The organism is Streptomyces sp. OR43 (assembly GCF_008042275.1).
Taxonomy (GTDB): Bacteria; Actinomycetota; Actinomycetes; order Streptomycetales; family Streptomycetaceae; genus Streptomyces.
Window position 1 is genome coordinate 39,169 of sequence record NZ_RDBK01000043.1, and the last position, 13,475, is coordinate 52,643.

General features: G+C 71.0%; 13 protein-coding genes. 10 read left to right on the forward strand and 3 right to left on the reverse strand.

Annotation, left to right across the window (positions count from 1 at the left end):
* Window positions 1-45 precede the first annotated feature (45 nt).
* Complete coding sequence (locus EAO72_RS18535) at window positions 46-483, forward strand: roadblock/LC7 domain-containing protein (RefSeq protein WP_148018453.1); 438 nt, start codon at window positions 46-48, stop codon at window positions 481-483.
* A 23-nt stretch (window positions 484-506) separates the two neighbouring features.
* A complete protein-coding gene (locus EAO72_RS18540; protein ID WP_148018454.1) occupies window positions 507-929 on the forward strand; it encodes a DUF742 domain-containing protein in 423 nt (140 codons plus the stop codon).
* Window positions 930-948: 19 nt separating this feature from the next.
* Here the strand turns inward: EAO72_RS18540 and EAO72_RS18545 are convergent, their stop codons facing one another.
* Window positions 949-1,458 (reverse strand): MarR family winged helix-turn-helix transcriptional regulator, encoded by a 510-nt coding sequence (locus EAO72_RS18545; RefSeq protein WP_148018455.1) that lies wholly within the window; start codon window positions 1,456-1,458, stop codon window positions 949-951.
* 79 nt (window positions 1,459-1,537) lie between these two features.
* On the opposite strand from EAO72_RS18545, the gene EAO72_RS18550 reads away from it, so the two are divergent.
* On the forward strand, window positions 1,538-3,652 hold the full coding sequence (locus EAO72_RS18550) for an MMPL family transporter (protein WP_187285124.1): 2,115 nt from the start codon (window positions 1,538-1,540) through the stop codon (window positions 3,650-3,652).
* Window positions 3,653-3,731: 79 nt separating this feature from the next.
* Here the strand turns inward: EAO72_RS18550 and EAO72_RS18555 are convergent, their stop codons facing one another.
* Entirely contained in the window at window positions 3,732-4,307 is a 576-nt protein-coding gene (locus EAO72_RS18555; protein WP_148018456.1) for a TerD family protein, read from the reverse strand.
* 394 nt (window positions 4,308-4,701) lie between these two features.
* Here EAO72_RS18555 and EAO72_RS18560 point away from each other — a divergent pair, with 394 nt between their 5' ends.
* Entirely contained in the window at window positions 4,702-6,192 is a 1,491-nt protein-coding gene (locus tag EAO72_RS18560; protein WP_187285125.1) for an LCP family protein, read from the forward strand.
* 90 nt (window positions 6,193-6,282) lie between these two features.
* On the opposite strand, the gene EAO72_RS42045 is transcribed toward EAO72_RS18560, so the two are convergent.
* On the reverse strand, window positions 6,283-7,335 hold the full coding sequence (locus tag EAO72_RS42045; protein ID WP_187285126.1) for an Lrp/AsnC family transcriptional regulator: 1,053 nt from the start codon (window positions 7,333-7,335) through the stop codon (window positions 6,283-6,285).
* A 108-nt stretch (window positions 7,336-7,443) separates the two neighbouring features.
* Between EAO72_RS42045 and EAO72_RS42050 the strand changes: the two genes are divergently transcribed.
* The 6 genes from EAO72_RS42050 (at window position 7,444) to EAO72_RS18590 (ending at window position 13,343) form a co-directional block, all read left to right on the forward strand.
* Window positions 7,444-9,369: a hypothetical protein gene (locus tag EAO72_RS42050; RefSeq protein WP_187285127.1), complete on the forward strand. Its 1,926-nt coding sequence runs from the start codon at window positions 7,444-7,446 to the stop codon at window positions 9,367-9,369.
* 207 nt (window positions 9,370-9,576) lie between these two features.
* Window positions 9,577-10,200 (forward strand): GTP-binding protein, encoded by a 624-nt coding sequence (locus tag EAO72_RS18570; protein ID WP_148018457.1) that lies wholly within the window; start codon window positions 9,577-9,579, stop codon window positions 10,198-10,200.
* Window positions 10,201-10,319: 119 nt separating this feature from the next.
* On the forward strand, window positions 10,320-10,733 hold the full coding sequence (locus EAO72_RS18575; RefSeq protein ID WP_148018458.1) for a roadblock/LC7 domain-containing protein: 414 nt from the start codon (window positions 10,320-10,322) through the stop codon (window positions 10,731-10,733).
* 116 nt (window positions 10,734-10,849) lie between these two features.
* Complete coding sequence (locus EAO72_RS42540; RefSeq protein WP_222724114.1) at window positions 10,850-12,010, forward strand: DUF6397 family protein; 1,161 nt, start codon at window positions 10,850-10,852, stop codon at window positions 12,008-12,010.
* Window positions 11,985-12,473 (forward strand): GNAT family N-acetyltransferase, encoded by a 489-nt coding sequence (locus EAO72_RS18585; protein ID WP_148018459.1) that lies wholly within the window; start codon window positions 11,985-11,987, stop codon window positions 12,471-12,473. The genes EAO72_RS42540 and EAO72_RS18585 overlap by 26 nt, the downstream gene beginning before the upstream one ends.
* A gap of 246 nt (window positions 12,474-12,719) precedes the next feature.
* Complete coding sequence (locus EAO72_RS18590; RefSeq protein WP_187285128.1) at window positions 12,720-13,343, forward strand: LAETG motif-containing sortase-dependent surface protein; 624 nt, start codon at window positions 12,720-12,722, stop codon at window positions 13,341-13,343.
* Window positions 13,344-13,475: the final 132 nt, after the last annotated feature.

The window sequence follows — 13,475 nt, forward strand, 5'->3', positions numbered from 1 at the left end:
GCCCGGACCCGGCTCGGTCCGCCCGCCCAGCGAAGGAGACCCCGCATGATCGCGAACGAGAGGACCGGGGTACCCCGCCGATCCGGTGAACTCGACTGGCTGCTGGACGATCTGGTGACCCGCGTCGGCGAGGTCCGGCACGCGGTCGTGCTTTCGGGGGACGGACTCGCCGTCGGGGCGTCGAGCGCGCTCAGCCGTGAGGACGCAGAGCACCTGGCAGCGGTCGCCTCCGGGTTCCACAGCCTCGCCAAGGGTGCGGGACGGCATTTCCGGGCGGGGGGCGTGCGCCAGACGATGGTCGAGATGGACGAGGGATTCCTCTTCGTCGCCGCCGCGGGGGAGGGGTCGTGCCTCGCCGTGCTGAGCACGGCGTTCGCCGATATCGGCCTGGTCGCCTACGAGATGGCCCGCCTCGTCAAACGGGTCGGTGAGCACCTGCGTACCCCGGCACGCTTCGCCGAGCATCCGTCGGCAGCCGGCTGAAGGGGGCGGGGAGCGCAGTGTCCATGACCGACGGAGGCCCACAGGCCCCCGACCCGTACGAACTGCCGGGCAGCCAGTGGTACGACGCCGACGCGGGACCCCTCGTCCGGCCTTACGCCATGACCGGCGGGCGGACCGAGCCGGGTCCGGGCGGCGCGCGCTTCGACCTGATCGCGCTCGTCACCCTGGACGACACCGTGACCGGGAGCTCCGAGGACGTGCTGCTCGGGCCGGAGCACCGGACGCTGCTGGCCCTCTGCCGGACCGAGACGCAGTCGGTCGCCGAACTCTCCGCCGACGCCGACCTGCCCGTCGGCGTGGTGCGCGTGCTGCTCGGCGACCTGCTCGAATCGGGCTACGTCACGGTCAGCCGCCCGGTACCACCCGCTCAGCTGCCCGATGAACGGATCCTCCGCGAGGTGATCAACGGCCTGCGCGCCCTCTGAGGGGCCGGCTGCCGCCCCGCTACGGCCCGCTCCCGCTTCCCCTCAGGTGCGTGAGCTCGTCGTTCATGGCTTCCAGGAAGCGGACGACGACCTGGAGTTCGGCTTCGTCGAACTGGCGCCGGGCCGCATCGGTGGCGGCCGCCAGCGGTCTGAAGAAGTCGCGGGCGACCAGTTTCGCCGCCGGCGCGTAGTGCAGACGTACCACCCGCCGGTCGCCGCCGTCGCGGACGCGGTGAACGTGCCCCGCACGCTCCAGCCGGTCGAGACACGCCGTCACCGCACCCGAGGTGAGATCGAGCTGCTCACGCAGTCTCCCCGGGGTCATGGCCGAGCCGTCCTCGCCGTGCTCGGCGTCGAGGATGGCGATGAGGGCCTGCACATCTGTGGGATGGAGGCCCTGGGCCTGGGCGAACTGATGGGTGACGCGGTTGAGCTCGCTCGTCATCCCGCGCAGCAGCACAGCGAACGACTGAAGCCCCGTGAAGCCGTCGCTCGTGCCTCTGTCCGGGCCTCCGTCTGCTGTACGCATACCCCCACCGTAATATCTCTCATTGATTGAGATAATGAATGGCCGAGAGATATCACGTGTATCGACCCATGGGGAAGCAATGAAGCCCGCACCGCGGCACCGCATCGTCCGATGGCTGGTGCCCGTAGCCCTGCTCGTCGTCTGGCTCGGCATCGGAGGAACGCTCGGCCCGTACGCCGGGAAGCTCGGCGAGGTCGCGACGAACGACCAGGCCGCCTTCCTGCCGCGCAGTGCCGAGTCGACCAAGGTGTCCGAGGCGCAGAAGGCGTTCCAGAAGTCCGGGACCGTACCCGCGATCGTCGTGTGGACCGGCCGGACGGGCCGGATCCCGGGCGGTGCGCAGGAAGACGCCACGCGCGCACTCGCCTCCCTGGCCGGGGAGCCCGGTGTGGTCGGCACGCCATCGGGCGCACAGCCGTCCGAGGACGGCCAGGCGCTCTCCGGCGTCGTGCAACTGCGCTCGGACCTCGGTGACGCGCTGCCGGACACCCTGGACCGCGTACGCGCCGCGGCCGGCTCCGTGCCCGGCACCCGGGCGGAGATCGCCGGGCCCGCGGCCAGCCAGGCCGACCTCAAGGACGCGTTCGCGGGAATCGACGGCCTGCTCCTGGGCGTGGCACTGGCCGCTGTGCTGGTGATCCTGCTGCTGGTCTACCGCAGCGTGCTGCTGCCGTTCCTGATCATCTTCAGCGCCGTACTCGCCCTGGGTCTCGCCTGCGCCGTCGTGTACGCCCTCGCGGACCACGGCGTCGTCCGTGTGGACGGCCAGGTCCAGGGCATCCTGTCCATCCTGGTGATCGGGGCGGCCACCGACTACGCCCTGCTCCTGACCGCACGCTTCCGGGAGGAACTCTCCCGGCACGGCGACCGGACGGCCGCCGCGCTCGCCGCGCTCCGGCGGTCCTTCGGAGCGATCACCGCCAGCGCCGCCACGGTGGCACTGGGTCTGCTCGCGCTGCTGCTCAGTGATCTGACGAACAACCGGGCCCTGGGGCCGGTGGGCGCCATCGGCATCGTCTGCGCGGTGCTGAGCACGCTGACGTTCCTTCCCGCGGTACTGGTCCTGTGCGGCCGGGCCGCCTACTGGCCGGCCAGGCCCCGTCCCGCCGGCCAGGAGCCGGGCGGGCACGGCATCTGGCGCCGGATCGCCGGCCGCGTCGACCGGTCCCCGCGCAAGGTGTGGGTCTCCACCACCCTGGTCCTCGTCGCCTGCGCGGCGTTCGCACCCACGCTCACGTCGAAGGGCGTGCCTCTGGACGAGATCTTCGTGAACGACGCCCCGTCCGTCTCGGCACAGGCCACGCTGGGCAAGCACTTCCCCGGAGGCTCCGGAAACCCCGCGGTGATCGTCGCGGCAGCCGGCCGGGCCGACAAGGTGACCGCCGCCGCTGCCGGCACCCCCGGCGTCGCCTCCGCGGCACCCGTCACCGAGTCCGGACGCCCGGGCGACGGGCCGCCCCTCGTGGTCGACGGCCGGGTACGCATCGACGCGACCCTGGACGACGCGGCCGACAGCGACGCGGCGAAGGCGACGGTCCAGCGTCTGCGTGACGCCGTGCACGGCGTCCCGGGAGCCGACGCGGTCGTCGGCGGCTACACGGCGCAGCAGTACGACACCCAGCAGACGGCCGAGCGCGACCGCGGCGTCATCGTGCCGGTGGTCCTCGTGATCATTCTGCTGATCCTGATGGGGCTGCTGCGGTCGGTGCTGGTCCCCGTTCTGCTGGTGGCCACCGTAGGGCTCAACTTCCTCGCGACCCTCGGGGTCTCCTCGCTGGTCTTCGAGCACGTCCTGGGTTTCAGCGGCACCGACGCGTCCGTGCCGCTGTACGGGTTCGTGTTCCTGGTGGCCCTCGGCGTCGACTACAACATCTTCCTGATGTCACGGGTCCGGGAGGAGGCCCTGGAGCACGGGGCCCGGCAGGGAGTGCTGCGAGGCCTGGTGAGCACGGGCGGGGTGATCACCTCCGCCGGAGTGGTGCTGGCCGCCACCTTCGCGGCGCTCATCGTCATTCCGCTGGCGTTCCTCGCCCAGATCGCGTTCATCGTGGCCTTCGGAGTGCTGCTGGACACCCTGGTGGTGCGTTCGCTGCTGGCCCCGGCGCTGGTCGTGGACATCGGTCCCAAGGCCTGGTGGCCGAGCAGGATCAGCCGGATCCCGGCCGGACCGGGGCAGGGGAGCGAGGAAGGGTGACGTGACCGGGCCCGGTGCCCGACCCGGATGTCCGGGTCGGGCACCGGGCCCGGTCGCACGGGTTTCGCCGTGCGGGCGGTCAGACGTTGACGCCGTAGTCCGTCGCGATGCCGGCCAGCCCGGAGGCGTAACCCTGGCCGACCGCACGGAACTTCCACTCCGCACCGTGCCGGTACAGCTCACCGAACACCATCGCCGTCTCGGTCGAGGCGTCCTCGCTCAGGTCGTAGCGGGCGAGCTCCACCCCGTTGGCGCGGTTCACCACCCGGATGAAGGCGTTGCGCACCTGGCCGAAACTCTGCCCCCGGCTCTGGGCGTCATGGATGGAGACCGGAAAGACTATCTTGGCGACATTCGCCGGGACGCCGGCCAGGTCCACGTTGATGGACTCGTCGTCGCCCTCGCCCTCACCCGTGAGGTTGTCACCGGTGTGCTGGACGGAACCGTCCGGGCTGTTGAGGTTGTTGTAGAAGACGAAGTGCTGGTCCGACAGGACCTTGCCGGCGTCCGAGCACAGCAGCGCGCTGGCGTCGAGGTCGTGATCGGCGCCCGTCGTCGTCCGCACGTCCCAGCCCAGGCCCACCGTCACCGCGGTCAGGCCGGGCGCCTCCTTCGACAGGGAGACGTTGCCGCCCTTGGCCAGGGTCACACCCATGAACTTCCTCCAATGATCCGGTGATCCGTTGATCAGTGTTCCGTCGGCCGCCACCGAAGAGGACGACGGCCCTTCCCCTATGGTTCCCTGGACGCGCGGGCCGTGAAGCGGCGGGGTGGTCCCGCAGGCACAGCGGACCCGCGGCGGCGCGCCCTGTCCTCACGACCGTGGACCCACTCTTCAGGATCGGCGGGGATTTGCCCAGGGCACAGGCGGTACCGGGCGTCTTCCGGTCAATGTTTCCGGCAACCGGTCGTGGACAGGGGATCGGACCGAGGATGGACGGGGCCGGTGATCCACGAGGCCACCGCAACCTGCCGAACAGCGCAACCGTGCAACCGTGCGAGGCCGATGCCGGTCCTTACGTACGGCAGCCGGACGAACGGGGTGATCGATGACAGGCAGTCACAAGGGGGCCGTGGGCCGGGGAGGCCGGCTGCGGCGGACGGCGGTGATCGGGCTGTCCTTCCTCGTCCTGCTGGTCGCCGGAGCCGGCTGGGGCTATCTCAAACTGACCGGCAGCATCGACACGTTCAGTTCCGACGGCATCTCCGGCGACCGGCCGCCCGACACGTCCGCGGGACAGAACGTCCTCGTCATCGGATCCGACACGCGAGCGGGCGACAACAGCGGACTGGGCGGCGGCACGGGCGACGTCGGCCGCTCCGACACCGCGTTCCTGCTGCACGTCTACGCCGACCACAAGCACGCCGTCGCCGTCTCCATCCCCCGCGACTCACTGGTCGACATCCCGTCCTGCAAGAAGCCCGGCGGCGCGTGGACGGCCCCGCAGCAGCACGTCATGTTCAACGCGGCCTTCTCGGTGGGGGAGACCGCCGAGGGCAATCCGGCCTGCACCCAGAACACCGTCGAGCACCTCACCGGTCTGCGCGTCGACCACACCGTCGTCGTCGACTTCGCCGGATTCTCCGCACTGACGTCGGCCGTCGGCGGCGTGCCCGTCTGCCTTCCGCAGGACATCTACCAGCGGGATCTGAACCCCAAGCGCCCCACCCGGGGCGAGCGGGTCTTCGCCAAGGGCCCCCAAGAGGTCTCGGGACAGCGCGCGCTCGACTACGTACGGATCCGGCACGGCATCGGTGACGGCTCCGATATAGGCAGGATCCAGCGACAGCAGGCGTTCGTGGGCTCCCTCATCAAGCAGGTCAAGTCCCGCGGCCTGAACCCGGCCACCTTGCTGCCCCTGGCGAACGCGGCGACCGATGCGATGACCGTCGACCCGGGCCTCGGCTCGGCCGACAAACTGCTGAGGTTCGCCCTGTCGATGAAGAACATCGACCTGCGCAACACCAAGTTCCTCACGGTTCCCTGGCGCTACGAGGGGGCCCGCGTCGCCATCGTGGAAGCGGAGGCCGACGCGCTGTGGGCGACGCTCAAGGCCGACCGTACGATCGACGGCCAGGACGCGGCGGGCACGAGCCGTGACAAGGGGCCGGCGCCCGCACCGGCCACCGCCTCCGCCACGCCCGTCTCCGGCACGGGCATCGACGTGGCCGTCTACAACGGCACCACGGTGACCGGACTCGCGGCCCGGGCGGCCGAGTTCCTGCGTACGCACGGCTTCACCGTCACCGGCACCGCCACGGCGAACTCCCAGGACCAGGAGCGGACCGTCGTCACCTACGGGCCCGGCGAGAAGCCCGGGGCCGAGACCACGGCCCGGTTCCTCGGCGGAGCCCGGGTCGAGGAGTCCGGTGAGGCAGGCATCCAGGTGATCGTCGGCCGTGACTACGCCGACGACCCCTCGCCGGCCCTGGCGTCACCGGCACCCGCGTCACCCGCCCCCGGCTCCTTGCCGTCCGACGTCACGGACAGATCCCGTTCCGCCGCGGACGACGTGTGCAGCGACCTCTCGTACGGCTGAGACCGCGGGCGCGCCCGGCGCGTGGGCGACCGGGCGCGCGGCTCGAAGACGCCCGGCCACGTCTCCTGCTCACCACCCCCGCCGCGGTCGTCATGAGCGTGCCGGCAGCGGAACCGGGCGCGTCCAGATGTCCGGTGGGACCGTGCCGATCCGGCGGCCGTCGGAGCCCAGCACCTGGGCGGCGAACTTATGGCACCGCAGGACGACGATCGCGTCCGCGATCCTGAGCCCCGGCACCCGCCGCGTCAGGGTGGCCGCACAGGCCGGCAGGTCATCGAGCGAGCGCAGCGTGAGGGCGATGACGAGGTTGTGCGGACCGGTGACCGACATGAACTCGACCGTCTCCCGCAGGTGGACGATGGGCTGAGCCGTCGCGAGGTCTGGCGTCGGAGAGTCCGCCCACATCACGACCGAGACGGGCCAGCCCGAGTAGAGCGGCGCCGGCCGGCAGGTGTGGGTGAGGGTCCCACTGCTCTCCAGCCGGATGAGCCGGCGTCGCGTCGCGGACTCGCTCCGGCCCTGCCGCCGGGCCAGCTCGGCCACGGAGAGCCGCGAATCACCCGCCATGGCCAGGACCAGCCGCCGGTCCTCCGGCCTGAGGGAGGGGGCCGCGCTCGCGCCCGGTTCACGCGGGCGGCCGGGCAGGTCGATCAGACGATGGGCCTGTGTGGGCGTCAGCCGGTCCAGCCGCCACCGGGCCCCGGTGCGATGGACCGCGGTGACGAGATGGGTCCGGGTTCCCGTCACGCCGGGAAGGCGCAGTAACCGGGTGGAGATGTGCTCGTCGAGCATCGACAGATCCGGGAAGGCGACGAACAGGAGCAGGGCGCGGGCCCCGGTCACCTCGAACACCGACAGCACATGCGGATCCTCGGTGAGCAGGGCGGACCGCATCTCGTTCCGCTCGCCGGTGCAGAGGACCTCGATCCAGGCCATGCAGGGAGGCGTCTCTCCCGTGTGGAGTGCCAGCGCCCCGCACCAGCCCGTTCCTGCGGCGGTGATCCTGGCCCAGCGCTGCGCCAGTGTGTCCGGACGGCTCCCCAGAACCGGAGCCAGCCGGCTCCAGCCCGCGCGGGGCGCGATCTGAAGCGCATGGATCACCGTGCGGTCGGCTTCGCTGAGGGTGTGTTCGCTGCGTGACACGTTTCTTCCTGGCGGATTCACCGGTTGGCGGCGGAGACGGACGAGGTGCATCGGACTATGCCATGAGCATGTGTGGGCATGATCATCGGGATGTGGAGGACTGGGCGGATGGCAGGAAGAGACCAGGAAATACGCAGCCTCAGTGGGCTCCTGACGGGAGAACGGCTGGTCACCGTGCACGGCCCGCCGGGCATCGGCAAGTCGTGGCTGGCCCGCCGCGCGGCCGAAACGGAACTCCTGACGGGCCGACAGGTGATCTGGCTGTCGCCGACGTCGGCACCGGCGGGTGCGGCCCCCGAGAAGGCCGCCCGCCGGCTGCGAGGCCAGGACCTTCATGACGCGCTCGTGGTGGTGGACGACTGCGAACACCTCGGACCCCACGCCAGGTCGCAGATCGCGGGCCTGCTCAACGAGTTCCCCGGCGTCTCGCTCCTGGTCACCGCCCGGCGCCGGCTGTGTCTGGCGGGCGAAGCGGCCCTCCTGCTCGGCCCCTTGGACGGGTCCGAAGCGATGCGGGTGTTCACCGCCGCGGCCACTGCCGCGGGATGCCCGCTCCCGGACATCCGGGCAGACGGCGGTGCGGAGGTGTCCGCCCTGCGGGCCCGGGTTTCGGAACTGTGCGACCTGCTCGACGCGGTTCCGGGCGCGGTACGGCATGCGGCCGGCCGGCTGGGCGACGAGACCCTGGACGCCGTACTCGACGATCCGCTCGGCCCACCTGCCCGGCCCGGCCCCCTGGCCGACGCCGAGCGCACCTATCTGACGTGCGACGCGGCGGAACAACTGCTCTGGGAACGGCTCTCCGTGTTCGAGGGCCCCTTCGGCCTGGCCGCCGTGCAGGCCGTCTGTGTTTCCGGGGCGCTGCCCGTCGCGGAGGTGCTGGCCTCCCTCGACCGGCTGGCCCTGTGCGTGCTGCTGACGGACGCCGAGGGCCGCTACCGGATGCCTGCCGCGGCCCGGCGGACGGGGGCTGCCCGGCTCGACGCGCGCGGCGACCGGTGGGCCGTCGTGCTGCACCACCGGCGCCACTACGCCGCGGTGGCCGAGGAAGCGGCCCTCCTGTGGCGGATGGGGCGGCACCGTGAGGCGGACGAACTCGTGCTCTCGGCCCGTCCGGACCTGTACGCCGCCATGAACCCCGCCACCGCTCCGCTGTCGCCCGCCGCGGAGGCGGAGACCGCTTCGGGCATCGCCGTCTCGCTGTGGTTCCACTGGGTCGCCGATGACCGGGTCACTGAAGGGCGGCGGTACCTGGAGCGGGCGCTCGACGCCACGCTCGGCGCGCGCCCCGCGAGGTCGCTGTGGCTGCTCGCCCAGCTCATGGTGTGCGACGGCGATCTGGAGGCGGCGGACCCGGTGCTCGCCGAGGCCTGGCCGCTCGCCGTCCGGGACGGCGACAGCACCTGCGTCGGGCAGCTCGCCCAGATCAGGGGCATCGCGCGCCTGTGGAAGGGAGAGGCGGAAGAGGCGGCCACGGAATTCGCCGAGGCCCTGGAACACCTGCCGCGCGCGCCGGAGTTCGGTCCCGGCAAGGGAGTGACGGTCGCCCTGCTCGCACTGGCCCTGGTCCAGGCCGAACCCGAGGCGGCCATGGACGTCATCGCGACGTCGGGGGAGTGGACCCCGACCGCCCCCGATCCCCTGGCCGACGCGTGGACCCGGTTCGTCCTGGCGGAGATCAGCCGGTGGGAGGGTGACCCGCTCCGCGCCCGGCGCTACGCGGCGCAGGCCGCCCGTCTGATGCTCGATCTCCGTGACCGCCGGTCCGCATCGGTGGCGGGCGAACTCGTCGCCGACATCGAACTCGGCCTCGGTAACCATCGCGCCGCGGCGCGGCTGCTGGGCGCTTCGGCCCGGTCGGGACCGGACGCGCCGGCGGACGGTCCGGTTCCTGCCGCGGTGGCGCAGCGTCACTCCCGGCGATGGAAGAAGCTGCGCTCCCTCCTGGGCGAGGAGCAGCTCCGCAGCGAGCAGGAACACGGAGCCGGGGAAGGGCTGCGCGTGGTTATCGGCCAAGAACAATCGGATGGCTGACAATCGCACCGGAATTCGTGCGGTTCCGGGCATCGGGTGGCCCGAAACAGTCACATCCTCAAAATAGTGATCGCACCCCACGGACTGGGTGCCGGTTTGCCATGCTGTCGCCGTACGCCTGCCGAAGATGCACTGAATCCGAGACCTTGTGACGACCCTGACCTGCGCATTCGACGTCCTGGGGCTCACTGGTGAGAGAAGTGGTCCATGCCGACCGAGCACGCCGACAGCCCCCGGGACGAGTCCGCCGAAGCCGCTCCGAACGACGCCCTGGCCCTGAAGATCCTCGTCGCCGGCGGGTTCGGGGTCGGCAAGACGACGCTCGTCGGCGCAGTGAGCGAGATCCGGCCCCTCCGCACGGAGGAACTCCTCAGCGAGGCCGGACAGTCGGTGGACGACACCGATGGCGTCGCCCAGAAGACCACCACCACCGTCGCCATGGACTTCGGACGTATCACCATCAGGTCCGGGCTCTCCCTGTACCTGTTCGGAACCCCGGGCCAGGACAGGTTCTGGTTCCTCTGGGACGAACTCTCCCAAGGCGCCCTGGGCGCGGTGGTTCTGGCGGACACCCGGCGGCTGGAGGACTGCTTCCCGGCGGTCGACTACTTCGAGCACCGCAAAATTCCCTTCGTCGTCGCCGTCAACTGCTTCGCGGGGGCTCGCTCGTACGGCGAACGGGATGTGTCGCGCGCCCTCGATCTCGACCCCGGAACACCGGTGGTGCTCTGCGACGCCAGAGACCGGGATTCGGGCAAGGAAGTCCTGATCCGGATGGTCGAGTACGCGGGCCGGATGCACACCGCACGGCTTCTGGACTCGGTCGGCTGAGCTGTCTTGGCCTGATTCCGTCCCGGTGATGCGCAGCGGGGCGCTTGCCCGTACGTGACCGGTGCGTAAGGCTTGCGCACAAGCGGGGCACGGGGAACGTATGAACGGGGAGGAACAGAATGGCGCTGGACAGGGGACTCGACTGGCTGCTTGACGATCTCACCAGCCGGGTGGAGCACATACGGCATGCCCTGGTGCTGTCGAACGACGGTCTGGTCACGGGAGCGAGCACGGGGCTGGCGCGTGAGGACGCGGAGCATCTGGCCGCCGTGTCGTCCGGACTGCACAGTCTTGCCCGCGGATCGGGCCGGCACTTCCGTGCCGGAAAGGCCCGGCAGACCATGGTGGAGTTCGACGAGGCGCTGCTCTTCGTGACGGCTGCCGGAGACGGCAGCTGCCTGTGTGTGCTGAGTGAGGCGGAGGCCGATGTGGGGCAGGTGGCGTACGAGATGACGCTGCTGGTCAACCGGGTCGGGGAGCACCTCGGTGTGGCCGCACGGCAGGACGGGAGCGCCGGGGTCAACAGGGTCTGAGGGTGCGGTCGGTGCCGCCGCCCTGTCCAGAGGTTATCCACAGGCCGGGCGGCGGTTGCCGTTTCCGTACTACCGTGGTCACGGAGAGTATTCGGGACTCACGGGGGAGAAGCGTCATGCCGATGACGGAAGCGGTGCGGGAAGACGGCGTTCACATGATCACCGTCAGCAGGGCCGCGGCGGAACTGGAGCTGAGGCGCGGAGAGTTCGCGCTGGCCGTCCATCTGGGCATCGTCCGGGTGGAGGCTCGGCAGCCCGGAGGGCGGGCCGGCGTCCGCCGGGAGGAGATCGACCGGTTCACGTCGCAGGACGGATTCCCCGGGATGCTGCAGGAGCGGGTGCGGACCGTGGGGACCGCGGACGGGGCCCGGCTGCTCGGGATCAGTCCGGTCCGCTTCAGCCGGCTGGCGCGTGCGGGCTGTGTCACGCCGGTCGCGTTCTACCTCAATCGCTACCGAGCGGTGGTGTGGCTCTATCTCGCGCAGGAGCTGGGCGGGCTGGCCGCGCGGTCGCCCGAACTCATGGTGGGCAACAGCCCGCCGTGGATGCGCAGTCGACTGGACGCGGGAACGGACTGCCGGGCGCGCAACTGGCGCTCCCGTCGGACCGAGCGGCTGCTGGCCCTTACCGAGGACCCCTGGGCCCGTGCCGCCGTCGTCGGGGAAGGGCTGGACCCGATCCAACTGGCCGAGGTCGTGGACGATCCGTACGAGCGTGCCTATCTCGGCCGGGTCCGGCCCGTACCGGTGTTCGGCCAGGGCGGATCGGCCGCCGGGCGCGAGGCCATGGCACGGCTGATGCTCGCCGATGAACCGGACGAGATCCTCTGGCGGCGGGTCACCCTCGGGATGGAGCTGGACAGCGCACGCGAACTGCGCGCGGCCCCGCGACCGGGGGAAAGGCGGTGTTCCGAAGTGGCGGGCGATGCAGGAGCCTCGGGCGAACCCGAGGTGCCGGTGACCTCGGCCGGTCCGGCGCGTCCGCCGGGGGCGGAGGAGGCATCGGCTGAACGGCCGGAGCCCGGTGCGCTGGGGGACGGCACACGGGATGACGGTGAACGGGGAGCCGCCGAACGGGATGACGGTGAACGGGGAGCCGGTGAATGGGAGGCCGGCGAAGGTGGCGGCGTCGCGGGGCTGCTGGCCCGGATGCGGCTGCGCCGGACACCTCCGCGCCGGAGCCCGCGCCGGACAGCGGGCAGCCGGGGTAAGTCGTTCGCCGGCGGCTCCCGGACCAGACATTCTTTGCACCATGCTGATCAGGGAAGCAACCGCTGAGGACTGGCCCGCCATCTGGCCCTTCTTCCACGAAATCGTCGCCGCGGGCGAGACGTTCACCTACCCTCTCGATCTCGCGGAGGCCGAGGCCCTTGACTGGTGGCTCCTGAAACCCCCGAACCGCACGGTGGTCGCGGTCGACGAGGACGGCGGCGTCCTGGGCACGGCCAAGATGAACAACAACCAGATGGGCAACGGCTCACACGTGGCCAGCGCCAGTTACATGGTCGACCCCCGGCGCTCCGGACAGGGTGTGGGGCGGGCCCTGTGCGTGTACACGATCGACTGGGCTCGCGCGGCCGGGTTCCGCGCCATGCAGTTCAACGCGGTCGTGGAAGGCAACGCCGCCGCGGTCGGGCTCTACCGCTCCCTCGGTTTCGAGGTCCTGGGAACCCTGCCGGAGGGGTTCGACCACCCGAAGAAGGGGTTCGTGGGACTTCACATCATGTACCGGCCGCTCTGACGGTCCGCGGGTGATCGTGCCCGCGGACTACCCCACGGGCACGCTCCGGCGTCGGACGTTCACTTCGCGCCACGGCAGCGATGAAGCCCTGTTGGTGGCCGTGTCCGGGTTGCCCCAACCGGAGGCGATGTGGGGTCAGTTGTGAAGCCGAATGGTCTGTGGGGCGGGTGCACACAGAGGGGACGGGGGCAGTACTGTGCGCCCCACCGCCATTCGGGCGATGAAACATTTGCGGAGGAAGAATCCATGACCATACCCAGGAGATCGTGGCGTGCTGCGGGAACCCTCGCCGCCGCCGCGATTGTCGGTCTGACCGGTGCGGTTCTCACCGCCGGTCCGGCCGCAGCTCACACCCCCACCTGGGACGTGACCTGTACCGAAGTGAGCCTGCACCTGACCGCGTACAACGGTGACGTCACCAACCAGGTGACCGTCACCGTCGACGGAAAGGACCTCCTGCCGACGGAGACCTTCGGCAAGGGGCTCGACAAGACGATCGCGCTGCCCGAGCACGACAAGGCGCTGACGGTCCGTCTGGTCGTCAAGGCCGGTGACGGCGACAAGTACTCGCGTGACGAGTCCAAGCAGGCACCGGTGTGCGAGGAGACGCAGGAGCCCACGCCGACGCCGTCCGAGACGAAGCCGTCCGAGACGCCCACCACGGCGACTCCCACGCCGACCGACACTCCCAGCGAGACCGCCTCGTCGTCCGCGCCTGCCGCGGCCGCGCCGAGCCCCAGCTCGCCGGATCTGGCCGAGACCGGCTCGTCGTCCGCGACGCCGATCATCGGTGGCGCGGCTGTCGCCGTGCTGCTGGCCGGTGGCGGCATCATGTGGTCCGTGCGCAAGCGCCGCACCGCGCAGCACTGACGTACGCCGGGACCCGGGCGCGTTGACTGTGCCCGGAACACCGGCCGAGGGGCGCGCCCTGTCCTGTGGGACGAGGCGCGCCCCTCAATGCCGTCCTCTCGATGTGTCCCTCGATGCCGCCCCTCGATGTCG

Bases quoted from the DNA above. Each gene is read 5' to 3' on its own strand.
- EAO72_RS18555 (WP_148018456.1), bottom strand. From the start codon at position 4,307: ATGGGTGTGACCCTGGCCAAGGGCGGCAACGTCTCCCTGTCGAAGGAG.
- EAO72_RS18560 (WP_187285125.1), top strand. From the start codon at position 4,702: ATGACAGGCAGTCACAAGGGGGCCGTGGGCCGGGGAGGCCGGCTGCGG.
- EAO72_RS18540 (WP_148018454.1), top strand. From the start codon at position 507: ATGACCGACGGAGGCCCACAGGCCCCCGACCCGTACGAACTGCCGGGC.
- EAO72_RS18550 (WP_187285124.1), top strand. From the start codon at position 1,538: ATGAAGCCCGCACCGCGGCACCGCATCGTCCGATGGCTGGTGCCCGTA.
- EAO72_RS18570 (WP_148018457.1), top strand. From the start codon at position 9,577: ATGCCGACCGAGCACGCCGACAGCCCCCGGGACGAGTCCGCCGAAGCC.
- EAO72_RS18545 (WP_148018455.1), bottom strand. From the start codon at position 1,458: ATGCGTACAGCAGACGGAGGCCCGGACAGAGGCACGAGCGACGGCTTC.
- EAO72_RS18585 (WP_148018459.1), top strand. From the start codon at position 11,985: ATGCTGATCAGGGAAGCAACCGCTGAGGACTGGCCCGCCATCTGGCCC.
- EAO72_RS18535 (WP_148018453.1), top strand. From the start codon at position 46: ATGATCGCGAACGAGAGGACCGGGGTACCCCGCCGATCCGGTGAACTC.
- EAO72_RS42050 (WP_187285127.1), top strand. From the start codon at position 7,444: ATGGCAGGAAGAGACCAGGAAATACGCAGCCTCAGTGGGCTCCTGACG.
- EAO72_RS42540 (WP_222724114.1), top strand. From the start codon at position 10,850: ATGCCGATGACGGAAGCGGTGCGGGAAGACGGCGTTCACATGATCACC.
- EAO72_RS18575 (WP_148018458.1), top strand. From the start codon at position 10,320: ATGGCGCTGGACAGGGGACTCGACTGGCTGCTTGACGATCTCACCAGC.
- EAO72_RS18590 (WP_187285128.1), top strand. From the start codon at position 12,720: ATGACCATACCCAGGAGATCGTGGCGTGCTGCGGGAACCCTCGCCGCC.